This is a genomic window from Thermodesulfobacterium thermophilum DSM 1276 (assembly GCF_000421605.1).
In the GTDB taxonomy this organism is placed as follows: domain Bacteria; phylum Desulfobacterota; class Thermodesulfobacteria; order Thermodesulfobacteriales; family Thermodesulfobacteriaceae; genus Thermodesulfobacterium; species Thermodesulfobacterium thermophilum.
This window is the reverse complement of the sequence record NZ_ATXI01000003.1, coordinates 75,456-98,406: the sequence shown is the minus strand read 5'-3', so window position 1 is coordinate 98,406 and position 22,951 is coordinate 75,456. Positions and strand designations below refer to the sequence as shown.

The window sequence follows — 22,951 nt, the reverse complement described above, 5'->3', positions numbered from 1 at the left end:
TTAAAATCAGGTTGATAAAAAGTTGTTAGTTTAACTAAGATGTGGTAGATTTGAAAAAAAAATCAATTTTTCTATAAGGGGGACAGGATGGCTAAAATTAAAATTGGTGAAAATTTCTCTCTTATCGTACCTGATGATCCAGAAATTCCTTATATCGAAGGTGACGGAATTGGGCCTGACATAATGAAGGCCACTTTAAAGGTATTAAATGCAGCGGTTGACAAGGCTTATGGAGGTAAGAAAAAGATTTTGTGGAAAGAGGTTTTAGCAGGAGAAAAGGCCTATAAAGAGACAGGTACCTATCTTCCTGAAGAAACATTAGAAATTATCAAAAGTTCGGTCGTGGCTTTAAAAGGACCGTTGACTACCCCGGTAGGAGGAGGTTTTAGAAGTTTAAACGTTACTTTAAGGCAGGTTCTTGATCTTTATGCATGTGTAAGGCCTGTAAGGTGGATCCCTGGTACTCCCTCACCTGTTAAACATCCCGAAAAGGTAAACATGGTAGTTTTTAGAGAAAATACGGAGGATGTTTATGCAGGCATAGAGTTTCCAGCAGAGTCACCTGAAGCTAAAAAACTGATAGAGTTTATCAAAGAAAATTTTGGAAAAGAAATAAGGGAAGGTTCAGGTATAGGGATAAAACCTATCAGTAAGTTTGGAACCGCAAGGTTGGTAAAAAAAGCCATTCAGTATGCCTTAAATAATGGATATAAAACAGTTACTTTGGTGCATAAAGGTAACATCATGAAATATACCGAAGGTGCTTTTAGAGCTTGGGGTTATGAAGTAGCCAAGGCAGAATTTTCAGACAAGGTAGTTTTAGAGGAAGAGTTAAAAGAAAGATTTTCCGAGGGTATTCCTCAGGGTATGGTTATCATTAACGATAGAATAGCCGATGCTATGTTTCAGTGGGCTTTACTTAGACCAGAGGACTATGGGGTACTTGCTACTCCCAATTTAAACGGAGACTATCTTTCTGATGCTTTAGCTGCCCAGGTAGGGGGTCTTGGGATGGCCCCTGGTGCTAACATAGGAGATGGATATGCTGTTTTTGAGGCTACTCACGGGTCAGCCCCTAAGTATGCAGGGTTAGACAAGGTTAATCCTTCTTCTTTGATACTTTCTGGAAAAATGATGCTTGAATATCTTGGATGGAAGGAGGCTGCTGAACTTATTTGGAAAGGTCTTACCAAAACCATCCAGCAAAAGATAGTGACTTATGATTTAGCAAGGCAGCTTGAAGGTGCAAAAGAGGTTAAATGTTCTGAGTTTGCAGAAGCTATAGTAGAAAACATTTACAAGGAAGGAATATAATGGTTACTTCTTTAGAAGTAGACCAGGAAAGTTGTATAGGCTGTGGATATTGTATAGAGATATGTCCTGAGGTCTTTACGTGGGGTCCTGAAAGAAAGGCTTTGGTTTATAATTTTGAGGGGTGCAAATCTTGTGATTGTATATCTGCCATAGAGAACTGTCCTGTAAAAGCTATTTCTGCGGAAGGGGGGCCTTATGAAAAAGTATGATTCTTCTACTATAGAAAAAAAATGGCAAGAACTTTGGGAAAAACATCAGATTTTTGAAGCTAAAACAGACCCTTCTAAACCTAAATATTATGTGCTTGAAATGTTTCCTTATCCTTCTGGAAGGATTCATATGGGGCATGTAAGAAACTATACCTTAGGTGATATTTTAGCCCGAGTAAAAAGGATGAAAGGGTATAATGTACTTCATCCTATGGGATGGGATGCCTTTGGCCTCCCTGCAGAAAATGCCGCTTTAAAACATGGGGTTCATCCTGCTAAATGGACCTATGATAACATAGCCTACATGAAAAATCAGTTAAAAAAACTTGGTTTTAGTTACGACTGGAAACGGGAGTTAGCTACCTGTGACCCAAGTTATTATAAGTTTGAACAAAGGTTTTTTATCGAGATGTATGAAAGAGGACTTGCCTATAGGAAAACCTCGTTGGTTAACTGGTGCCCTTCTTGCCATACGGTACTTGCTAACGAACAGGTGGAGGATGAATGTTGTTGGCGTTGTGGAACTGAGGTCACTTATAAAGAAATGGAAGGTTGGTTTTTAAGAATAACAGCTTATGCAGAGGAACTTTTAAAAGAGCTTGATGAGCTTGAGAAATACTGGCCTGAAAGAGTTATTACAATGCAGAGAAACTGGATAGGAAAAAGTGAAGGGGCTGAGATAAAGTTCTTTTTACCAGAAATAGGAGAAGACTTAATAGTTTACACCACCCGCCCTGATACCCTTTATGGTGCTACCTTTATTTCTCTCTCCCCTGAACATCCATTAGCTCAGAGATTAGCTGAAAAAAAGGGTTTGTCTCAAGCTTTAGCTGAGTTTATAGATAAAGTCAGAAAGGAAAGAAGAGAAATTGAAACAGGTATGGCAGAAAAAGAGGGTTTATTCTTGGAAAGTTATGCCATCCATCCATTGACTGGGGAGAAACTTCCTGTTTATGCAGCTAATTTTGTACTTATGGAATATGGGACTGGAGCTATTATGTGTGTTCCTGCGCACGACCAGAGAGACTTTGAGTTTGCCAAAAAATATAATCTTCCTATAAAAATAGTGATCCAGCCAGAAGGTATGAACTTAAACCCTGAAGACCTTGAAGAAGCTTATGAAAAACCTGGGATTATGGTAAATTCAGGGCCTTTTAACGGTCTCCCAAGTATAGAAGGAAAAAGTAAAATAACTGCTTATCTCGAAGAAAAAGGTTTGGGCCGAAAAAAGGTAACTTACAGGCTTAGAGACTGGGGGGTTTCGAGGCAAAGATACTGGGGTTGTCCTATACCTATGGTATATTGTGATAAGTGCGGTATTGTTCCTGAGAAACTGGAAAACCTCCCGGTAGTTTTACCTACAGACGTTCAGATAGACTTTACTGGGAGATCTCCTTTGCCTTTGTTGTCTGATTTTGTTAATACTACCTGTCCTAAGTGTGGAGGTCCAGCTAAAAGAGAAACCGATACCTTTGATACCTTTATGGAGTCTTCCTGGTATTTCGCAAGGTTTGCCTGTCCTGATTATCCTGAACCCTTTAATCCAGAGGATATCCATTACTGGTTGCCTGTAGACCAGTATATCGGTGGTATAGAACATGCGATTTTACACCTTCTTTATGCCAGATTTTTTACTAAGGTTTTAAGAGACCTTGGTTATTTCAAGATAAACGAACCTTTTAAAAATTTACTTACCCAAGGTATGGTTATCAAAGAAACCTATAAATGTCCGGTGCATGGATGGGTCTATCCTGAAGAGGTTTCTCCTGAAGGAAGATGTTTAAAACCAGGATGTGGTCAAGAAATCATCGTAGGAAAGTTTGAAAAGATGTCAAAAAGTAAATGTAATGTAGTAGACCCTGATGTGATGATTAAAAGATACGGAGCAGACACCGTAAGACTTTTTATCTCCTTTGCAGCTCCACCTGAAAAAGACCTTGAGTGGAGTGACCATGGTATAGAAGGTGCATACAGGTTTTTAAAAAGACTTTATCATTTAGTGTTAGAATATGCAGAGGACTTAAGAGGAATAGAATATTCCTCTGAAGAGTTTAAAAATCTTGATCCCAAGTTAGTGCCTCTTAGAAAAAAACTTCATAAGACTATTAAAAAAGTTTCTGAAGATTTTGAAAAAAGACTAAGGTTTAACACAGGGATTGCGGCTATCATGGAGTTTTTAAACCTATTTCAGGATTATCTAAAAGAAATAGATTTAAATAACATGATGCACAAAAAACTGATAAAAGAGTGTTTAGAAAAGGTGGTGTTACTTATATCTCCTGTATGTCCTCATTTGGCAGAAGAGTTGTGGCAAGAGCTTGGAAAGAAGACTTTTATTTCCTGTGAACGTTTCCCTGAGTACGAAGAAGCCTGGTTGGTAGATGAGACCTATATGCTTGTGGTTCAGGTTAACGGTAAGGTGAGAGATCAGGTGGAGGTTTCGGTTGAGGCTACTAAGGAAGAGTTAGAATCTATGATAAAAGAGAGACCAAAGGTAAAAAAATATTTAGAAGGAAAACAAATCAAAAATGTGGTTTTTGTCCCTAAGAAACTTATTAATTTTGTGGTTTAGTTTTATACTTTTGGGTTGTGGTTATAGTTTTTACCAGCGCCCTTTATATTTAAAAGAAGACTGGAAGACCATTTATATCCCCCCTTGGAAAAACTATTCTTCAGAAACCTCCTTAGGAGAATATCTTTCTTATTACTTAAGACATAAGTTTGCACAAGGTCAGTTTTTACTTCCTGTATATGATGAAGACAGGGCAGATCTGGTTTTAAAAGGTGAAATAAAAAGGGTTTATTTAGATCCTATTTCTTATGAAACTTTTTTGGTTACCAAAGAAAGAAAGATATCTTTTGAGGGAGAATATCAGCTTATCGAAAGAAAAACCGGAAAGGTTATTTTAAAACGACCGATTAGCCGTTATGAGGTTTATCGTGTAGCTCAACAACAGGTGGTTAATTTTTTAGACCCTGGTAGAGAAGAGGCCTTAAAACTTCTTTCTCAAGATTTAGCTGAAATTATACTTCAAGACATAATGTTTAACGAGTTGAAACTATAAAACCCTTACCAGAGTTTAAATCCCTCTAAGGTTTCTTTTATATCCTGAGGTTCAAGGTATCTTAGGCCTAACTTATCAGCCATATTGAGAACCCCTTTGTCTGCAGAAAGTACAAGGGCATCGAGCTCAAGGGCTAAAAGGATAATCTCTAAGTCCTCTTTAGAGTCAACTATCCCTTCCCTTAATACTTCTCTATATCTTCTTCTTAAAAATTTAAGAACCTCTTCAGGTTTTTTATAAGTAGAGGCTTTTACCGCCTCTTCTGCTACTCTAAGGCCTTTGTTGATCCTATTTCTTAATTCTTCTATAAATTCATACATCAAAAAAGCAGGAATATAGAGCTCGTATTTTTTGGGAGATTTCACCTTAAGCACTGATCTTGCCTTAGGGGGAAGCTTAAGGTTTTTAAGCATCCTTTTTAGCTCTTCGAACACAGAACTTGGTAAATAAACGTTTATCTCTCCTTCTAATTCTGCCACCATTAAAAGAAAGTTAGTGAAGGCTTCTGAAGGGTTTGAACCAAACTGTTTATAAACGTCAGGATTGGTAAAAATACTTGTATCTGGAACTAATCTCTCTTTTTCCATGTCTTACTCCAATTTTTTTGCTTAGTTTAAAACCATCTCTTCAAATAATGCTGGAATATGGATTTCATCAAATTTTTCAGGATATTTTTCTAAAAGGATTTTTTTAAAGACCTCCATCTTTTCAGGTTCTCCATGTACTAAAAACAATTTTTTAACATGGTCTAAACGAGAAATCCATTCTAACAACTCCTTTTGTCCTGCATGGGAGGAAAAACCGTTTATGGTGTAAACCTTTAGTCGAACAGGTAGTTCTTCACCAAAAATATGTATTTTTTTAGCTCCATCTACGATGAGCCTCCCTAAGGTTCCCTTAGGCTGAAAACCTACAAAAACCAAACTACATTCTGGGCGATATATGTTGTTTCTTAGGTGATGAAGAATTCTTCCTCCAGTAATAGTGCCATTTCCTGCAATGATTATAGCCCGTGATCTTACGTTATTTATCTGTTTAGATTCTTCTACGTCTTCTGTAAGGGTTAGATAGGGGAACTCAAAAGGGTCTTTTTGAGTAAACACTTTATAAGCCTCTTCATCAAAAAATTCAGGGTTGTCTTTAAATATTTTGGTAGCCTTGATGGCAAGAGGACTATCTAAAAAGACATAGCAAGGGGGAAGAAGTTTTTGTTCATAAAATTCTCTCAACGTGTAAAGAATTTCTTGAGCTCTCTCGAGAGCAAAAGTGGGAATAAAGACGTTTCCTCCTCTTTCGAAGGTTTCAAGAATTGCTTCTAACAGTTCTTTTTTTGATTCTTCAAAAGATTTATGATCTCTATCTGCATAAGTGGTTTCTATACATAAAAAGTCTGTAGGTAAGGGATAGTCAAAGTCTTTTACGATAGGTTTGTTCTTATTTCCTAAATCTCCAGAAAAGGTTATTTTTTGTTTAGTTTCTAAGTCCTCTATCTGAACAAAACAGGACCCAAGGATATGGCCTGCGTCTTTAAAAAGGACTTTTATTTTGTTTTCTAAAATCAAAGGTGTATCAAAATTGAGGTTTATTTTAAAAAAGTTAAAACTTTCTAATACATCGTATTCGTCATAAAGAGGAGGAGGGGGTAAGTCTAATCCTCTCTTAATCGATTTTTTGTATAGCGTTTTATAATGCTCTCTCATTACTTTTGCCGCGTCAAGAAGCATAATCTTAGCTATTTGAGAAGTAGGTTTAGTACAGATGATCTTACCCCTAAATCCTTCTTTTACTAAAAGAGGTATCCTTCCACAATGGTCGATATGGGCATGAGTAAGAATAAGATAAGAGATTTCCTTAGGGTTAAAAGGAAAATGGTTTTGATTTTTTGAACTTTCAAGCCCCTGAAAAAGCCCACAATCAACTAAGATCTTTGTATTTCTTATTTCTAAAAGAAAACAACTTCCCGTTACTCCTCCTGCTCCTCCGTAAAAACCAATTTTAAATCCCATTTTAACCTCCATGTTTTGAGAAATCTAATATTCTTTGAGGATGGGTGTAAACATTAAACCTTTCTCCCCGCAAAAACCCTATCAAGGTAATTCCAATTTTTTCGGCAAGCTCCACGGCTAAGGAGGTAGGTGCACTGCGGCTTATTAAAAAGGGAACTTTCCATCTCCCCACCTTAAGTACCATTTCCGAAGAAATTCTACCGCTTACGAGGATAAGCTTGTCTTCTAAGGAAAGACCATTTAGAAGGGCATATCCTAATACCTTGTCAACCGCATTATGTCTTCCTATGTCTTCTGCATAAAAAATTATGTCTTCTTGGCTACAAATGGCTGCTGAGTGCAAACAACCTGTAAGCTTAAATAGTTCTGCTTTTTTAACAAAAGCCTTAAACAAGCTAAATATAGAGTCTTTACCAACCTTAAAATTAAAAGAGTTATAAGGTTGTACCTCAGAGAGGAAACTGTATGAGGCAAAGCATCCTGAAGAAAGGGTTTTTGAAGGAAGGTCTACTTTTTCATAGGTATATATCTTAGCGATGATCTCTCCGTTTTTCTCTATTAATTCAAGCTCTTCTGGACACCAGACATTCTGTATCAGTCCTTCTGTAAGGACAAAGCTTACGATTAGTTCTTTAAGGTGCATAGGGGTGGCTGCAAGGGAGAGGATTTCTTGCTCGTTTATCAAAAGCTTGATCTTGGTTTCTATCGCCAGTAAATCTTCAAACTCAGAGATATCTTGGTTGGTTTTTACTTTCCATACTTTTTTAGACTTGATCGAGGAAGACAAAGGCATTTACCTTACGGTTACAGCAAGCACTTGTTTTAAGGTAGTTTCGCCTTTTAAAACTTTTAAAATACCGTCTTGTTTAAGGGTCGTAAACCCTTTAGTGATAGCCAGGTTTCTGATCTCGTTAGCAGGTTTGTTTTTGATAATATAGTCTTTTAGCTCTTCATCAGGGGTAAGAAGTTCATGGATAGCCATCCTACCTTTAAAACCTGTATCATTACATTGAGGACACCCTACAGGCCTGAAAAAAGTAGCTTTTTCAATCATTTCATCGGTCAGAGGTTTAGTAGGATGAAATCCGTATTCTCTTTTAAGACGTTCTATCTCTTCTTCTGAAGGAGTATAAGGTTCCTTACATTCTTTACAGAGCCTTTTAGCCAATCTTTGGGCAAGCACTCCCAGTAAAGCGTCTGCAAAGTTAAACGGATCTATACCCATACCTAAAAGTCTGGTGATGGTTTCAGGGGCGCTGTTAGTATGTAAGGTGCTTAAAACTAAATGCCCGGTAAGAGAGGCTTCTATTAAAGTATGTGCTGTTTCTTCATCTCTTGTTTCTCCTATCATGATGATGTCAGGGTCTGCACGTAAAAAGGCCCGAAGTACTTTGGCAAAGGTAAGTCCGATCTTAGGGTTAACTTGCACCTGACGAAGCCCTTCTTGTACGATTTCTACCGGGTCTTCTGCTGTCCAGATCTTCTTGTTTGGCTTATTTAAATATTTTAAAGCAGCATGAAGGGTGGTGGTTTTACCTGAACCAGTAGGCCCTACTACTAAGATCAACCCATAGGGATAGTCTAAAATTTTTTTGAAGTTTTGGTAGTTTTCTTCTAACAGGTCTATTTCTTCTAATTGTTTAAACTCTATCCCTCCTAAAATTCTCATCACTACGTCTTCGTTGTTGTCAACCGTAGGAAGGGTAGCTACCCTTATTTCAAACTCTTTGCCTTCTTTGGTTCTAAATTTTATCTTTCCGTCTTGGGGAAGTCTTTTTTCTGCAATGTTAAGATTCGCCATGATTTTAATACGAGAGATAACCTGTCTTTTCTGATGTTCAGGAATGGTAGAATAATGAAAGCACTCTCCATCCACCCTAAATCTTACTTGCAACCCCTTCTTCCCGGTTAAACTTTCCCAATGAATGTCTGAGGCTCTCCTTTTATAAGCCTCTTCTATGATGAAATTAACCAGTTGAACGATGGCACTATCTATCAAAGATACATCTTCTATTTCTTCCTCTTCCTGTACCTCTTCTATCCCAACCTCTTCTGGTATGGACAAGCTCCCTTCAGAAAAATAATTATCTACGATGTCCATCAAATCTTCTTTGATCGCAAAACTTAACACCAAGTTTTCAGAAGAAAGTTGAAGGACTTTTTTAACTTTTTCTATGTTTTCTTGGTCTTCAGGATCATAACAGACGAGATAAATCCTACCGGTTTCTTTTTCTTTTAGGGGTACACAAAGAGCATCTAAAAAAAACTGTTTTTTTACCCCTAAAACTTGAGGCATTTTAGAATACTTTGTTAAATCTCTTGCGTCAATAACTGGGATTTGATAAACGTTTTTAACAGACTCAAGTATTTCTGACTTCTTCACTTTATAACGTTCTATAAGTAAAAGTTCTAAGCTTTTGTTAGTTTCTAAACTTTCGGTATAAAGTTTTAAAAGTTCTTCTATCTTAAGATTAAGTTTTTTGAAAACATATTTTAATCTTTCGATCTTTTTTAATATTTGAAGTTTTTCTGTTTTTTCCAAGTATTTAGGGTCAGAAGTAGAAATAAATAGCTGTTTGTAGATGTTAAAGGCCTTTTTAAATTCATAGATATTTTCGCAAATATAGGCAAGCTTTGACAAGAGGAAAATCTCTACCTCTTTACTTAATGCCTCTTTTTTTTGAAGAAGACTTATTAAAATGTCTAAAAGCTCATAAGGTTGGATTTTTTGTTCGTAATCCTCTAGAATTTTTTTGAAAACAAGAAAGTTGTTGAGATTTTCAGTAAGTAAATCTTTTAATTGTTTTGCAGTATTCTCCATATCCAATAATTTTATTTAATAATTTTTAAAAAACAACCCTTTTAAAAGTTTTGTGTTTTAGTTTTTGGGTATTTATAAACCTTATTATAAAATACATATTAAGCCTTTTAAAAACTTGACAAAATCAGAAAACCCGTTAGACTAAACCAAAATTTTTAGAAAAGGAGGGGTTATCTTTTGGCGGGGATAGTCGTTAAAGATGGAGAGTCTTTAGAACAAGCTTTAAAAAGGTTTAAAAGGCTTGTAGAAAAAACAAAAATACTGTCTGAGGTTAAAAAAAGAGAGTTTTATGAAAAGCCTGGGGTTAGACGTAGAAAAAAGATGCAAGCAGCCCGTAAAAAACTGATGAAAAAACTTAAAAAGTTGCAACAAAAAATGAAAGAAAAATAAGGGGTATTCCTCTAAAATTTTAGAACGTAGTGTTGAAATTTTTTGTTAAACTTGAATGGTCTAAACTTTTAGATTATCTTTCTGAAAACGTAGTTAGTGATTTTGTTAAACAAGAAGTAAAACAATTATTACCTAATTTTGATTTTGAAAAAGCCTGTATACTTCAGGCGCAAACAAGTTATCTCTGGAATCTTATAGAAAAGGGGGAAAGGTTAGACCTTGTCCCCCTTAAATCGTTAAAATTTCTTTTTCTTAAGGCTCAAAAGCGTTCTGTTTTCCTTCCTTTAGAACTTATACAGATTAAGCAGTGGTTTACAGTTTTAAAAAGATTATCTTCAATTCTCAATAATTCTCCTTTTTCTCGGCTTGTGGAGGTCTATCAAGGTGTTATGGAGCTAGAGCAACAAGTTTTAGACCGTGTACTTGATTATGAAAGAAAGGAAATTAAAGACAAAGCTTCCTATCAACTTTATGTGATAAGAAAGAAAATTAGAGAGGCTTTAGACCTTCTGTATGGGAAACTTGATAAGCTTAGAGAACATTTTTTTAAAAAAGGCTATTTGCAGGAAAATCTTTATACCCAAAAAGAAGGTAGGTATGTTCTTCCGGTTAAGGTTGAATTTAAAAATAAGGTGAAAGGGATTTTCCACGGACTTTCTTCAAGTGGGGCTACTGCTTTTATAGAACCAGTTTCTATAATAGGTCTTTCAAACGAGTTGGAAACCCTTCGTCATCAAGAGCAAAGAGAAGAACTAAAGATTTTAAAAGAAGTTTCTCAAGAGCTATTTCTAAAAAAAGATCTTTTTTTTGAGCTTGAAAACCTTTATTTGGAGTTCGAAGTAGCCTGGGGTAAGGTAAACTTAGGAAGGGCTTATCGAGGGATTTTCCCTGATTTAAAACCTCAAGGGAGCCTTAAGGTTTGGCAAGGGATTCATCCTTTTCTATTACTTAATCAAGCTAAGGAAAAACAGGTTAAAGCAATTAGAAATGATTTTTTCTTAGAAAAAGGATTGCTTATTACAGGACCTAACTTAGGTGGTAAGACAGTTTCTCTAAAAACCATAGGTTTGATTTGTTTAATGGCTCAGACAGGTTTTTTAATACCTGCAGAAAGGGCTGAAATCCCGGTTTTTGACAAAGTGTTTGCTGACATTGGAGATGATCAGGATATCTTCCAGGGCGAGTCTTCTTTTTCTTCTCATTTAAGAGGTCTTAAAGAGATTTTAGATCAGGCAGATAGTCAAACCTTGGTGCTTCTTGATGAACCAGGAAGAGGTACAGACCCTGAAAAAGGTATGGCACTCATTGCTGCGGTGTTGGAAGAGCTTTTAAACAGAGGGGTCAAAGTAGTGGTTACCACCCATTCTCAGTTTTTGAAAACTTTAGGGCTTAAGATAGAAGGGTTAAAGGTTGCTACGATGGAGTATAATCTTCAGACTAAAGAACCTACTTACAGGTTGGTTTATGATGTTTATGGGGATTCTTTAGCCTTTGAGCTGGCCAAAAAAATAGGTATTCCTGAGCGAATTTTAGATAGAGCCTTTGAATACTTGCAAAATAAAGAATACTGGGAGTGGTATAAACTTTGGGAAAAAGAGTTTGATAGAGTAAAAAAGCTTAGAGAGTCTTTAGAATACAAAGAAAAAGAATTAGAGCAAAGAGAGCTTCAACTTAACCATAAAAAAGAAGAACTTGAAAAACATTATGCCAAACAACTCGAACTTAAGTTTAAAGAATGGGAAAGAGATTTTAAGAAACTGATAGGGAAATTGAGTGAAAAGGGTATAGGTAAAAAAGGTGGGGCGAAAGAGTTTGAAAAGTTTGTGGCTAAGGTTTTAAAAGAAAGTCATCAAGAAGAAACTATTCAGGAAGGTGATTATGTATTAATAAAAGGGTTTAACCAGAAAGGGAAAGTTATAAAGATAAGAGATAATTTAGCAGAGGTTCTATGTGGTGCTTTAAGGTTAGAGATACCGTTAGAAAGGTTATCGAAAGTTTCCTTAGAAACTCACAAACTAAAATCAGACTACTCTCAGGGATTTCTCTCAAGACCTTCTACTTCCCCAACGTCTAAAGAAAATAGGAGAAGTGTTAATCTTTTGGGGTTAACAGTTGATGAGGCTTTGGAAGCGGTAGAAAAAGAACTTAACAGGAGCTTTTTAGAGGGGGTAGTTGAGGTTTATCTTGTTCATGGGCATGGGTCAGGAAGGTTAAGAGAGGCTATTCAGAAACACCTAAAAGACCATCCTCTGGTAAAAGAGTTTAGATTTGCAGAACAAAGTAAGGGAGGCACAGGGGTTACTGTAGTTTTCCTGGAAAAAAACTATTAAGGAGGTTTTTTATTTCACTATTGCATATTTAAAAAAGTGTATTATAAAATTTTTGATGAAAAAATTTCTTTCAATCTTTATCTTTAATACTTTAACTTTAAAGACCAAACAAAGTTCACAGAGGTAACCTTTGGAAGGACTTTTTGAAAAGATAAAAGAAATCTATGACCTTGTAGAAGTAGTGTCTAACTATGTAAGGTTAAAGAGGGTAGGCAAAAATTTTGTAGGGCTTTGTCCTTTTCATTCAGAGAAAACCCCTTCTTTTGTAGTCAGTCCTGAGAAACAGATTTTTAAATGTTTTGGATGTGGAGAGTCTGGGGATGTGGTGACTTTTTATATGAAGATAAAGGGGTTATCCTTTAAAGAGGCTATCTTAGAATTAGCAGAGAAAGCAGGAATTTATGTAGAAGAAAAGGTGTTTTTAGAAAAAAGAAAAGAAGACGAGCTTGTTAGCCTGGTTTATAAAGTAGCCAAGTTTTACCATCATTTGTTGTTTTTTCATCCTGGGGCTAAAGAAGGAAGAGAATATCTCTTAGAAAGAGGCCTTTCTGAAGAGACTATAAAGCATTTTCTTTTAGGTTTTGCTCCTCAAGAAGGTAGGGTGTTAACCAGTTATTTGAGAACCTCAAAAGAAGAATTTAAACACGCAGAAGAGCTTGGTTTGATCAAACAAGTACAAGACGGGTCTTTTGTAGACCTTTTTAAGTTTAGGGTAATCTTTCCTGTTTTTAATTACAAGGGAGAGTGTGTTGGTTTTGGAGGAAGAGCTCTTCTTAAAGAAGACGAGCCCAAGTATTTAAATACCCCTGAGTCTAAAATTTATAAAAAATCAGAAATCCTTTATGGTCTTTATCAGGCTAAAGAATATATCAAGAAAGAAAAAACCTGTTTTTTAGTAGAGGGATACTTTGATTTCCTTTCTTTCTGGGAGGCTGGGATAAGAAATACGGTTGCTACCTGTGGTACAGCCCTTACCCCTAATCATGTAAAGATTCTTAAAGGATTATCAGAAGAGATATTGGTATGTTATGATAGCGATGAAGCCGGGAAAAAGGCTACGGTAAAGGCTGTGTCTTTGTTTGTAAAAGAAGGGATTTTACCTAAATGTGTCGTTTTACCTGAAGGAGAAGATCCAGATTCTTTCGTCCAAAAAAATAAGGTAGACAGATCAGAGGTTAAAGAAAAGATAAAGGACTTAACCCAGGACGGAATTTCTTTTGTAGTTTCTTTTTACCAAGAAAAATTTAAACAAAATCCTTCTAAGGCTTATCAAGAATTGATTGAGGTTTTTCAGGGTATAGAAGACCCGTTTTTAAAGAAAAAAGTAGCTAAGGAACTGAGCTTTAAACTGGATTTATCTGAAACAGAGATTTTAAAAAGTTTATCTAAAAAGGGAGTATCTCAAAAACCTGCTGTATTTATTTCATCTTTTGAAAAGAGTTTGGTTGAGCCTAAGGAAGATAGTTGTTTAAGGATGATTGCTCAATACTTAGTAAGTTATCCTGAAGATTTAGAAATTTTAGAGGAGTCAGGACTTTCTAAGTATTTAGAAGCTTGTGGTTCTAAGTATGCGGTTTTTTTAACAAAGTTAATCGAGAGTTTGAAAAAAGGGCTGGGAGAGCTTTCTTGTGTCTCTGATCCTGAATTTCAGTCTATTCTAAGCGATCTTCTTTTTAGCCCTCCTTTTGAAAGTCGAGAGGAGGTTCTCGAAGACATAAAATCCTTTCTTCAAAAGTCTTTAATCAAGCTGGAGTTAAAAAAACTTGCAGAGAGCATAAAAAATTTAGAAAATGTAGGGGCAAAAGAAGAAAAAAATCAATATCTTTGTCTTTTGCAAGCCACTTTGATTAATAAGGTTTGTGGTTTAGACAAAGTAAAGAATTAAAATAAAAGTTTACATAAAAATTTTTAAATAAAGGAGGATTGAATGAGCCTCCGAAACAAAAAAACTTTTTGTCTTTTTGAAGAAGAGGAAATGCTCTTAGAGGAGGTTTCTTCAGAAAAATTCTGGCTACCTGATGAAGAGGAAAAAAAGTCTGTAGTTAAAGACGAAGACCCTATAAAGATCTATTTTAAGGAAGTTTTTTCTCATAAACTTCTTACCAAAGAAGATGAAATAAGGATAGGAAGGACTATAGAAGAAAAGGAAAGGGAAATATTGAAAGAGGTTCTCAGCTATTATGCTACTACCGCCAAGTTTTTTCATCTGGTTGTTCAATCAGAAAGACATGGTAAGTTAGGACTGCTTTTTAAGGATTGTGATGAATTACAAAAACATAAAGAAAATTTTGAACATTGGATACAAAGTTTAAAACAAAACTTAAGTGACATTTTAGAGTCTTTTAACTCCAATGGTGTTAAACCTGAGCTTTTGGAAAATAGCATAGAACTTGTTTATCAGGTAAGACCAAGTAAATTGCTGTTAGATGAGCTTTGTTGTGAGATTTTAGAAACCTACCACAGGGTTAACAACCTAAATAGATTGAAAAACAAACTACAAACTAAATACGAGATCAAGCCTATCACGATAGAAAAAATTTTTTCAGTTAACGGAAGACAGATTAATTTTCTTCGTTTAGCAGAAAGATTCTCTATCGATAAGATAGATTTAGACAAGCTGGTAAAAGAAGTAAACGAACATCGTAAGTTTATGAAACATTTTGATGAATTCTTTGGAGAGCCCTTAGAGAAGGTATACCAAAGTGGAGAGAAGATTTATAAGGCCTTTCAAGTTATAAAGGCCTGCAAAGAGGAGTTGGTAAAATCTAATCTTAGGCTTATCATTTCTATAGCTCGTAAGTATTCTCCAAAAGGGATGTTTCTTTCTGATTTAATACAGGAAGGAAACATAGGTCTTCTTAAAGCCATAGAAAAATTTGATTACCGAAAAGGATTTAAGTTTAGCACCTATGCTACCTGGTGGATAAGACAGTCTATCACCAGGTATCTGGCAGAAAATACCAGGACCATAAGGATCCCTCTCCATATAATAGAAACTATATACAAAATAAGCAAGCTCATTTCTAATAAGTTTTATCAAGAATATGGCAGAGACCCAACTTTAGAGGAACTTTCTAAAGAGACAGGCCTTTCTATAGAAAAACTTAACTACATATTTAAGATCATGAAACAACCTATTTCTCTGGAAACTAACATAGGAGAAGAAGACGATTCTACACTAAGAGATTTCATAGAAGACCAGAAAGCCTTAAAACCTGATGAAATTACCTTTAATCAAGCTCTATCAGAAAAAATAAGAGAACTTCTAAAAGGTTTGTCCCCCAGGGAGGAAAAGATTATAAGACTACGATTTGGAATAGGTGAAAGAGAATCCTATACTTTAGAAGAGGTAGGAAACAAGTTTGGGGTTACTAAAGAAAGAATCAGACAGATAGAAAGCATCGCTCTGCGTAAACTGAAACATCCTCAGAGGATAAAACTTTTAAAGAATTTTCTTATTTATGGTTCTTAACGTATGGATTTTGAGAAAAAAATTCTTTCTGTTATCCAAAAAGATTTTCCCTTAGAAAATAGGCCCTTTTTGCGATTAGCTGAAAAGATTGGTTTAGAAGAAGATTTTTTTATAGAAAAAGTTAAAGAGTTACAAGAAAAAAGAATAATAAGACAGGTTTCTGCGGTTTTTAATCCTTCTTTTTTTGGTCATAGGTCTGGGCTTTTTGCCTTAAGGGCTAAGGAAGAAAACCTTATTCAGACAATAGAGATCATAAACAGCCATCAAGGGGTAAGTCATAACTACTTAAGATCTCATGATTACAACCTTTGGTTTATTCTGGTAGTGCCCCCAGGAAAAGACCTTTTGACTGAGGCAGACAATCTTTGTAAGAGATGCCAAATAGAAGATTTTTTATTTTTACCTGCTTTAAGGGTTTTTAAGATATCTACGGTTTTAGAAGTAGAAAATTACGAAAACGAAAAAGACGAAGAAATTGGTTTTTATAAGCAAACAAGTAAGAAGTTTTCAGAAAAAGATGTGTGGTTTGTTAAACATCTTCAAGAGCCTCTTCCTTTGATAAAAGAACCTTTTAAACCTATAGCTGAAAAACTCGGTGTCAGAGAAGATGAGATTTTTTCTTGGTTGATGGAAGTGAAAAAGCAAGGCGGTTTAAGAAGGTTTGGGGCCTTGGTAAAACATGACCGCTTAGGATATAAAACTAACGTCATGGTAGCCTGGAAGATCCCTCCCCAAAAAATAGAACCTTTTGTGAAGGAAGTTATTAAAAAAGCTTTTATCACCCATTGTTATGAAAGAAAGACCTATCCTTTTTGGGATTATAACCTGTATACGATGTGTCATTTTAAGAACGAAGAGGAAAAAAGGTTGATAGAAGAACTGGCTCAAAAGATAGATATCACCGAATATCTTATGCTTACTACACTAAAAGAATTAAAAAAGATTAGGTTAAAACTTTTTTATGACGATGTTTTTACCGCATAAAGTAAGAATAGAGATATCTTAAGCTTATAAAAAGCACCAACGCTGTTATTATAACCCTTATAAACTTTTGAGGCATTCTTTTTTGGGCTTTAGCCCCTAAATATAGTCCAGCTGCCCCCCCTAAACCTAAAAGAGCTCCAAGCACCCAGTCTGGCGGATTTCCTCCAAAGGTAAAAATCAGTATTCCCACGACTGAGGTTAAACAAGTTCCAAGAAGAGTGGCTCCAGCAAACACATAAGGAGGTAGGTGAAAAAAACCAAGCAAGATAGGGGCCATCAAAGCCCCTCCTCCTATCCCATAAATACCACCTATAATTCCTATAAAAAAGGCAACCAAAGATATAGCTAAAGAACTTACTTGGTAGGTTTTATGGTCATAGATGAATGCTAAGGTTTTCCAGTTAAACTGGAGAAGTTTTGGAGGCTCTGGAGAAAAAGATGCATCTTTTTTAGGAGGAAATATGATATCATAAAGAAGCTTTAAGCTTATTACCAAAAGTACAGCACCAACCAAAAGCTTAAATCTTACCAGTTCCTGAAAATAGCCTATTCTTAAAAAATATCCTATAATCACACCAGGTAAGGTGCCTACAGCAATTATTAAGGTTAACGGATAGAAAAAACGTTTTTCTTTCCAGTACCTATAGACCCCAAAAGGAATGGCAAACACGTTAAAAAGATGGTTGGTTGCACTAACCGCAGGAGTGGTAAACCTAAGGACACTTACCTGAAAAGGTAAAAGTAAAAAAGCACCGCTTATTCCTCCAGAGGCACAGAGAAAAGAGATGACAAAAGCAACTAAAGGAGGTAGTAGAAGAGAGGTGGTTACCCCTGAAGTCTTAAAGGTTACAACCCAAGGTAAAGAGGTTAATAAAAGGTCTAAGAGATTATCCATTTTTTTCATACTTAATGTAGTCTCAATCGTTCATATCGTGCTTTACAGTCAGAATACCAAGAGGCTTGTTTTGGGCCTAATTCTAAGGCTTTTTGATAGTTTTTTAAGGCTAAAGAGAATTGTTTTTGAGTTTCATAAACTCTACCTTTATAATAATAAGAAATCCCGTTAAAAGGAATAAGCTGTGAGGCCTTTTCTAAGTAAACAAGGGAATTACTTAATTCTCCTATCTTGAAGCAGGAAATACCTGCGATTAGCTGAGCTGAGAAAAAGTTAGGGTCTATTTCTACAGCTTTTATGGCATAGGTTTTTGCACCCTCAAAATCTTTCTTTTCTAACCTAATAGAAGCTAAGTAAACCAAGGCCACAGTGTTTTGAGGATATAAACTTAAGGCTTCTTTAAAATAAGCTTCTGCTGCATCGAAGTTCTTTTTCTTATACTCAGCCTTACCTTTGGATACTTGTTGGTAAGAAGGTTTAGTGGTAACCAACAAGTTTTTTATTTTTTGAAATTTTTCGGTGTCAGAGATAAAGGCACCAGAGGGTTTAAAGGTGTTGATATAGTTTTGAGCTTCTTTAATTCTCGTTTCAGGTAAGGGGTGGGTAGAAAGCCATTCAGGAGGTCGTTCTTTTTCCATCTGTTTAAACTTTTCAAAGACCTCTATCATGCCTTGCGGAGAATATCCTGCTTTATAGGCAAAGAGAAAACCATAGTAGTCTGCCTCTTTTTCTTGATCTCTACTAAACTTAAGCTGGAGTAGTGAAGCAGACACAGCCCCTAATTTTAACAAAATTTCTCCTGTAAGGTCTTGTGGGACTAACAGGCTTCCTATTTGAAGAAGAAAGTTTAGGGCCAGCTGTTTTTCTAACATTTTTACATGATGTTTAGCGGTTATATGTCCTATTTCGTGGGCTAAAACCCCAGCAAGCTGACTTTCTTTGTCTAAGGTTAAAAGTAGACCTCTGGTAACTATCACCGGACCTCCTGGTAGAGCAAAGGCATTTACCACGTCAGAGTTTACTACATAGAATTTATAAGGGAGCTTTCTTTCAGAAAACCTGGCAAGCCTTTGTCCTAAGCCTGATACATACTCTTGCACCATTTTCTCAGGATAAAGCCCATCATATTCATCTATAGCAGGATAGACATATAGGTTCCCTAATTCTATCTCTTTTTCTTCAGGAATTAAGTTTAAAAAAGGTCCGTTAGAGTTGGCACAACCAGAAACAAAAAGCACCAAAAACAGGTAAATGGTTGTTAAAAATTTTTTTAAAAAAATGTCTTTTGTACTTTTAATCATAAAAAATTGATTTAAAATTAAAACCTCTCAAAAAATTTCGAACCAAGGCACAACTCAAAAAGGTAATTATTTATAAACATATTATAAAAATTAAAGTTTAATAAGTCAACGACAAATTTTACCAAAAAATAAAGAATAAACAAAAAAATTTAAAGCTTTTAGGGTTTTAATCAGGTTATTATTAGATAATTAAAAATTTTTCAAAATTTTACAGGAAAAATCTTGACAAATTTTTTTTCTGATATATTTTAAAAGCCGACTTGAGGTTTAATCTAACTTAGGTTAGGGGGGATATAAAGATGAAAGAGATGGAAAAGTTTGAGTATGGTTTTGGTCAGCATTTGGTGATAGATGGTTATGGTGCTAACAGAGAAAAGCTTATGGATTTAGATTTTATATATAATTTTCTTAGTAAATATCCTGAAGAGATAGAAATGACCAAGATTATGCCTCCCTATGTGTTTAAATATTATGCTCCTGTGCCTGAGGACTGGGGTATTTCTGGGTTTGTTATCATCGCGGAAAGTCATATAAGCATCCATACCTTCCCAGAGAAGCTTTACCTCAGCATCGATGTATTTTCCTGTAAACCTTTTAACGCTGATAAGGTTATAACCGATGTCTCCCAGATTTTTGAAATCCAAAAGAGTGAGATAAAGTTCTTTGACAGAGGGCTTGAGTTCCCTCGTTCTATCAGGGCAGTAGAAAAATTTATCAAGATGGAAAGAAAGGACCTTATAATATAAGTTTATGAAAATTTCTTTTTTAGGGCTACCTGACCATCCTCAGGCCAAGGTAGCCCTTATCCCAGCTCCTCTCGAGTATTCTACCTCTTGGAAAAAGGGTACCAAAGAAGCTCCTTTAGAAATCCTTAAAGTAAGTCCTAACATGGAGTTTTTTGACGAAGAATATTTCTTAGACCCTTCAGAAAAGATGGGTTTTTTTACCTATCCGGTAGAGGAGTTATCCTTTGACCCTGAAGAGGCGCTAAAAGAGATATCCCAAAAAGTAGAAGAAACCTTTAGCTTTAACAGATTTCCTATTGTTATCGGAGGAGAACATACGGTTACTTTAGGAAGTATAAGGGTTTTAAAAAAGATTTTTCCCGGTTTAAAGGTGGTTCATCTTGACGCTCATTTAGACCTTAGAGACCGTTATAACCAGAGTTCAATTACCCATGCTACAGTTATGAGAAGGATTTATGAGCTCGGTGTTCCTGTTTTAAGCATAGGAATTCGTACCCTGTGTAAAGAAGAGTATGAGTTTATAAAACAGGAAAACTATCCTGTCATCTGGGCTAAAGATTTAAAGGTTGATTTTAAAGAAGGCCTTAAAAAGGTAGAAAGTTTTGTCAAAGATGGTTATATTTTTCTTAGTTTTGATATGGATGTGTTTGACCCTGCGGTAGCCCCTGGGGTTGGAACTCCTGAACCAGGAGGGATTGATTGGTGGGAAGCGTTAAACATACTTAAAACCCTGGTAAAGCATCGGTTGATAGGTATGGATTTGGTTGAGGTAAAGCCAGACCCTGTGAATCCTGTTACAGAGTTCTTGGCAGCTAAACTTATTTTTAAGGTAGCTGTATATCTGGCCGCTAAAAATGAAGGACTTTTATAATCGATATGCTAATCTTCTTTTTGAGGTAGCTTTTCTAAAGAGAGTAGAAAGGACAGGATATCCCTATCTTGGTACAGGGCATGAAAATGTAGCCTCTCATTCCTTTGGAGTTGCTTTTATTTCTTGGATACTTTCAGAGCTTGTAAAAGAAAAAGTAGATAAAGAAAAGCTTTTCAAGATAGCCTTAATACATGACCTTCCAGAGACAAGGACTGGAGATTTTAATGCTTTAAACAAGCTTTACAACCAAACTGACGAAAAAAAGGCTCTTGAAGACGCCTTTCAGGGTATACCCTTAAGTGAGGAAGTTCTTGAGCTATGGAAGGAGTATAGAAGCCTAAACTCTTTAGAGGCAAGACTGGTTCATGACGCAGACGTAATCGACCTTATCATACAGCTTAAAGAACAAAAGGACCTCAATAACCCTTATGCTCAAAAATGGATCGATTATGCTAAACCAAAGTTAATCACCGAGGTGGCTAAAACTCTGGTTGAAACTATTTTGGAAACTGATTGGTGTAGCTGGTGGTATAACTTTTTGATAAAAAACAATGACCTCTACCGTAAAAAACATCAACGCTAACCTCTGCACTCGTTGTGGCAAATGTGTTCCTTATTGCCCAACCTACAGGGTTTTTAGGTCTGAGACTTATTCCCCACGAGGTAGGTTATTTTTTTTTCAAAGAGGAATATATCATCAGTCCCTTGAGGCTTGTTTGTTTTGTGGAAAATGTGAAAGGGTGTGCCCCAACAGGGTTGGGTTTGTAGAGTCAGGCCTTGAAATTATAAAGGATAAAAAAGAACCCATAATTTTGAAAGAAGCCTCTGACCTTATAGGGGGTCATCCCCTACAAATCCTATCTAAACTTCGGTTTTTAGACAGGTTTGACAAGATATTACCAGAAAAAGGTAAAGTTAACCCTAAAAAGATCTATTCTTTTAAAGAAAATCAGGGAAAACCAGATTTGTTGGTTTATTTTTCTTGTGACTTAAAACATCTTTATCCTCAGGTTTTAGAAAAATTTTTAAGTTTGCTAAAGAAGAAAGGAATAAACGTTTGGGTAGTTGAGGACTCTGAATGTTGCGGGGCGCATTTTTTAAGCTTAGGGTTCCCCTCTTTGGTAAAACAAAGGGCATTAAAAAACCTTAAGGTTTTGCAAGAAGTAGAGGCTCCTGTGGTTTTTTTCTGTGCTACCTGTCTCTGGATGTTTAAAAAGGTTTATCCTAAGTTTTTCGAAGGCACCTCTTATGAAAAGGATTTTTTAGACTTAGTTAAAAGAGGAATTTCTGCCTATAAAGCCCTTTCTTTGTTTGGAGAAGAGGAGTTAAAGGTTTTAGCTGAGAGATCAAAGGATAGTTCTGTTCTTTTTCATCTTCCTTGCCACTTGACAGAAGAGTTTTCTTTGGTAAAAAATAAAATAAAGGTAAGTGAGTTTTGTTGTGGTTCTCCAAAGATTTCTCTTTATTGGGAAGGTTTTCCGGAGAAATATAAACGGGTTTGGATTCAAAACTTAGTAAAGGTAAAGGTTGTTGCCACATTTTGTGCCGGTTGTTTTCTTAATTTTAACATGGTATTAAGCTCACCTCCTCAGATAAAGCATTGGTTAGAGTTGTTATGAGTGTCTACCCATCTTATCTTAAACTGATGGAAACCGGAGAGATAAATAAAAGGATAGAAATTCTTTATGCCAAGCTTGAAAGTTGTGACCTTTGTCCCAATCGGTGTGGGGTTAACAGGCTCAAGGGGGAAAGAGGTTTTTGCAAGGTTTTAGATAAGCCTATGATTTCAAGTTATGGCCCTCATTTTGGAGAAGAAAGACCTCTGGTAGGGGAAAACGGTTCTGGAGCTATCTTTTTTACTTACTGCAATATGGCTTGTGTTTATTGCCAGAACTGGGAAATCAGTCATTTAGGAGAAGGGGACTTATTAGAAGTAGAGGATTTAGCAAGGATCATGATTATCCTTCAGGTCTGGGGCTGTCATAACATCAACTTAGTTACTCCTACCCATCAAGTTCCTTTCATTGTAAAGGCTATAAAGTTAGCAGCAGAAATGGGGCTAAGGCTTCCGATTGTTTATAACTGCGGAGGTTATGAATCTTTAGAAACTTTAAGATTATTGGAAGACATAGTAGATATTTACATGCCTGATATCAAATATATGGATGATAAAATTGCTTTAAAACTTTCTAAAGTAAAAAACTACTCTTCTGTGGTAAGGGAAGCTGTAAAAGAGATGCATAGACAGGTGGGAGATTTGGTGATAGAAGGGGGTATAGCCAAAAGAGGTTTGATTGTAAGACATTTAGTTTTACCTGAAGACCTTTCTCAGACAGAAGAGGTGATTAAGTTTATCGCTGAAGAGGTTTCAAAGGATACCTACTTTAACCTTATGGATCAGTACAGACCTTGTGGAGATGCCTGGAAATATCCTCCCCTTGATAGAAAGATTACCCAAGAGGAATGGAAAAGAGCTTTAGGTTGGGCAAAAAAGTATGGGCTTAAGCGTCTTGATGATCGCAGGGCAAGGTTTTGGGATCTGTAAGG

The 22,951-nt window shown here is 35.9% G+C and carries 20 protein-coding genes; 14 read left to right on the top strand and 6 right to left on the bottom strand.

All coding sequences use genetic code 11. From position 1 onward, the window contains the following. Positions 1-87: 87 nt before the first annotated feature. Genes icd through lptE form a run of 4 tightly spaced genes read left to right on the top strand, consistent with a single transcriptional unit; the run spans position 88 to position 4,588 of the window. Positions 88-1,314 carry an isocitrate dehydrogenase (NADP(+)) gene (gene icd / locus H529_RS0102175; protein WP_022854927.1) on the top strand — a complete coding sequence of 409 codons (1,227 nt, stop codon included), beginning with the start codon at positions 88-90 and terminating at the stop codon, positions 1,312-1,314. Beyond that, entirely contained in the window at positions 1,314-1,523 is a 210-nt protein-coding gene (locus H529_RS0102170) for a ferredoxin (RefSeq protein ID WP_022854926.1), read from the top strand. The genes icd and H529_RS0102170 overlap by 1 nt, the downstream gene beginning before the upstream one ends. Continuing rightward, positions 1,510-4,095: a leucine--tRNA ligase gene (gene leuS, locus H529_RS0102165; RefSeq protein WP_022854925.1), complete on the top strand. Its 2,586-nt coding sequence runs from the start codon at positions 1,510-1,512 to the stop codon at positions 4,093-4,095. The genes H529_RS0102170 and leuS overlap by 14 nt, the downstream gene beginning before the upstream one ends. Beyond that, complete coding sequence (lptE, locus tag H529_RS0102160) at positions 4,052-4,588, top strand: LPS assembly lipoprotein LptE (RefSeq protein ID WP_022854924.1); 537 nt, start codon at positions 4,052-4,054, stop codon at positions 4,586-4,588. The genes leuS and lptE overlap by 44 nt, the downstream gene beginning before the upstream one ends. 5 nt (positions 4,589-4,593) lie before the next feature. Here the strand turns inward: lptE and H529_RS0102155 are convergent, their stop codons facing one another. From H529_RS0102155 to H529_RS09810, 4 genes are read right to left on the bottom strand one after another with little or no spacing between them, the layout of a single operon-like run. Beyond that, positions 4,594-5,175 (bottom strand): RNA ligase partner protein, encoded by a 582-nt coding sequence (locus H529_RS0102155; protein ID WP_022854923.1) that lies wholly within the window; start codon positions 5,173-5,175, stop codon positions 4,594-4,596. Positions 5,176-5,196: 21 nt separating this feature from the next. After that, positions 5,197-6,594: an MBL fold metallo-hydrolase RNA specificity domain-containing protein gene (locus H529_RS0102150; protein ID WP_022854922.1), complete on the bottom strand. Its 1,398-nt coding sequence runs from the start codon at positions 6,592-6,594 to the stop codon at positions 5,197-5,199. Between the two features lies 1 nt (position 6,595). After that, entirely contained in the window at positions 6,596-7,387 is a 792-nt protein-coding gene (fdhD, locus tag H529_RS0102145) for a formate dehydrogenase accessory sulfurtransferase FdhD (protein WP_022854921.1), read from the bottom strand. Then, complete coding sequence (locus tag H529_RS09810) at positions 7,388-9,415, bottom strand: GspE/PulE family protein (protein WP_033396711.1); 2,028 nt, start codon at positions 9,413-9,415, stop codon at positions 7,388-7,390. Between the two features lie 177 nt (positions 9,416-9,592). Between H529_RS09810 and rpsU the strand changes: the two genes are divergently transcribed. The 5 genes from rpsU to ahbA all read left to right on the top strand — a co-directional run bounded on the left by rpsU (position 9,593) and on the right by ahbA (position 16,591). Then, the gene (gene rpsU, locus H529_RS0102135; RefSeq protein ID WP_022854919.1) at positions 9,593-9,805 is read left to right on the top strand and encodes a 30S ribosomal protein S21; all 213 of its coding nucleotides are present in this window, start codon (positions 9,593-9,595) and stop codon (positions 9,803-9,805) included. A 32-nt stretch (positions 9,806-9,837) separates the two neighbouring features. Continuing rightward, positions 9,838-12,135 carry an endonuclease MutS2 gene (locus H529_RS0102130; protein ID WP_022854918.1) on the top strand — a complete coding sequence of 766 codons (2,298 nt, stop codon included), beginning with the start codon at positions 9,838-9,840 and terminating at the stop codon, positions 12,133-12,135. A 130-nt stretch (positions 12,136-12,265) separates the two neighbouring features. After that, positions 12,266-14,020, top strand: a complete 1,755-nt coding sequence (gene dnaG / locus H529_RS11135; protein ID WP_022854917.1) for a DNA primase — start codon at positions 12,266-12,268, stop codon at positions 14,018-14,020. 42 nt (positions 14,021-14,062) lie between these two features. Continuing rightward, entirely contained in the window at positions 14,063-15,607 is a 1,545-nt protein-coding gene (locus H529_RS0102120; protein WP_022854916.1) for an RNA polymerase sigma factor RpoD/SigA, read from the top strand. A gap of 3 nt (positions 15,608-15,610) precedes the next feature. After that, on the top strand, positions 15,611-16,591 hold the full coding sequence (gene ahbA / locus H529_RS0102115) for a siroheme decarboxylase subunit alpha (protein ID WP_022854915.1): 981 nt from the start codon (positions 15,611-15,613) through the stop codon (positions 16,589-16,591). Here the strand turns inward: ahbA and H529_RS0102110 are convergent. Both H529_RS0102110 and H529_RS0102105 read right to left on the bottom strand, forming a co-directional pair. Further along, complete coding sequence (locus H529_RS0102110) at positions 16,581-17,486, bottom strand: sulfite exporter TauE/SafE family protein (protein WP_022854914.1); 906 nt, start codon at positions 17,484-17,486, stop codon at positions 16,581-16,583. The two genes, ahbA and H529_RS0102110, sit on opposite strands and share 11 nt — an antisense overlap. Before the next feature lie 11 nt (positions 17,487-17,497). Further along, on the bottom strand, positions 17,498-18,787 hold the full coding sequence (locus tag H529_RS0102105; protein ID WP_022854913.1) for a beta-barrel assembly-enhancing protease: 1,290 nt from the start codon (positions 18,785-18,787) through the stop codon (positions 17,498-17,500). Positions 18,788-19,095: 308 nt separating this feature from the next. Here H529_RS0102105 and speD point away from each other — a divergent pair, with 308 nt between their 5' ends. The 5 genes from speD to H529_RS0102080 are packed head-to-tail and all read left to right on the top strand — an operon-like array spanning position 19,096 to position 22,949. After that, positions 19,096-19,533 (top strand): adenosylmethionine decarboxylase, encoded by a 438-nt coding sequence (gene speD, locus H529_RS0102100; protein ID WP_033396727.1) that lies wholly within the window; start codon positions 19,096-19,098, stop codon positions 19,531-19,533. Positions 19,534-19,537: 4 nt separating this feature from the next. Next, positions 19,538-20,404, top strand: a complete 867-nt coding sequence (speB, locus tag H529_RS0102095; RefSeq protein ID WP_022854911.1) for an agmatinase — start codon at positions 19,538-19,540, stop codon at positions 20,402-20,404. Further along, positions 20,388-20,987, top strand: coding sequence for an HD domain-containing protein (locus H529_RS0102090; protein WP_022854910.1), 600 nt, complete (start codon positions 20,388-20,390; stop codon positions 20,985-20,987). The genes speB and H529_RS0102090 overlap by 17 nt, the downstream gene beginning before the upstream one ends. Next, complete coding sequence (locus H529_RS0102085; RefSeq protein ID WP_022854909.1) at positions 20,956-22,023, top strand: (Fe-S)-binding protein; 1,068 nt, start codon at positions 20,956-20,958, stop codon at positions 22,021-22,023. Before H529_RS0102090 ends, H529_RS0102085 begins: the two co-directional genes overlap by 32 nt. Beyond that, complete coding sequence (locus tag H529_RS0102080; RefSeq protein ID WP_022854908.1) at positions 22,020-22,949, top strand: radical SAM protein; 930 nt, start codon at positions 22,020-22,022, stop codon at positions 22,947-22,949. Before H529_RS0102085 ends, H529_RS0102080 begins: the two co-directional genes overlap by 4 nt. Positions 22,950-22,951: the final 2 nt, after the last annotated feature.

Bases quoted from the DNA above. Each gene is read 5' to 3' on its own strand.
- H529_RS0102155 (WP_022854923.1), bottom strand. From the start codon at position 5,175: ATGGAAAAAGAGAGATTAGTTCCAGATACAAGTATTTTTACCAATCCT.
- lptE (WP_022854924.1), top strand. From the start codon at position 4,052: ATGTGGTTTTTGTCCCTAAGAAACTTATTAATTTTGTGGTTTAGTTTT.
- H529_RS0102110 (WP_022854914.1), bottom strand. From the start codon at position 17,486: ATGGATAATCTCTTAGACCTTTTATTAACCTCTTTACCTTGGGTTGTA.
- H529_RS0102105 (WP_022854913.1), bottom strand. From the start codon at position 18,787: ATGATTAAAAGTACAAAAGACATTTTTTTAAAAAAATTTTTAACAACC.
- ahbA (WP_022854915.1), top strand. From the start codon at position 15,611: ATGGATTTTGAGAAAAAAATTCTTTCTGTTATCCAAAAAGATTTTCCC.
- icd (WP_022854927.1), top strand. From the start codon at position 88: ATGGCTAAAATTAAAATTGGTGAAAATTTCTCTCTTATCGTACCTGAT.
- fdhD (WP_022854921.1), bottom strand. From the start codon at position 7,387: ATGCCTTTGTCTTCCTCGATCAAGTCTAAAAAAGTATGGAAAGTAAAA.
- H529_RS0102085 (WP_022854909.1), top strand. From the start codon at position 20,956: ATGACCTCTACCGTAAAAAACATCAACGCTAACCTCTGCACTCGTTGT.
- H529_RS0102170 (WP_022854926.1), top strand. From the start codon at position 1,314: ATGGTTACTTCTTTAGAAGTAGACCAGGAAAGTTGTATAGGCTGTGGA.
- H529_RS09810 (WP_033396711.1), bottom strand. From the start codon at position 9,415: ATGGAGAATACTGCAAAACAATTAAAAGATTTACTTACTGAAAATCTC.
- speB (WP_022854911.1), top strand. From the start codon at position 19,538: ATGAAAATTTCTTTTTTAGGGCTACCTGACCATCCTCAGGCCAAGGTA.
- H529_RS0102080 (WP_022854908.1), top strand. From the start codon at position 22,020: ATGAGTGTCTACCCATCTTATCTTAAACTGATGGAAACCGGAGAGATA.
- leuS (WP_022854925.1), top strand. From the start codon at position 1,510: ATGAAAAAGTATGATTCTTCTACTATAGAAAAAAAATGGCAAGAACTT.
- H529_RS0102150 (WP_022854922.1), bottom strand. From the start codon at position 6,594: ATGGGATTTAAAATTGGTTTTTACGGAGGAGCAGGAGGAGTAACGGGA.
- speD (WP_033396727.1), top strand. From the start codon at position 19,096: ATGGAAAAGTTTGAGTATGGTTTTGGTCAGCATTTGGTGATAGATGGT.
- H529_RS0102120 (WP_022854916.1), top strand. From the start codon at position 14,063: ATGAGCCTCCGAAACAAAAAAACTTTTTGTCTTTTTGAAGAAGAGGAA.
- H529_RS0102090 (WP_022854910.1), top strand. From the start codon at position 20,388: ATGAAGGACTTTTATAATCGATATGCTAATCTTCTTTTTGAGGTAGCT.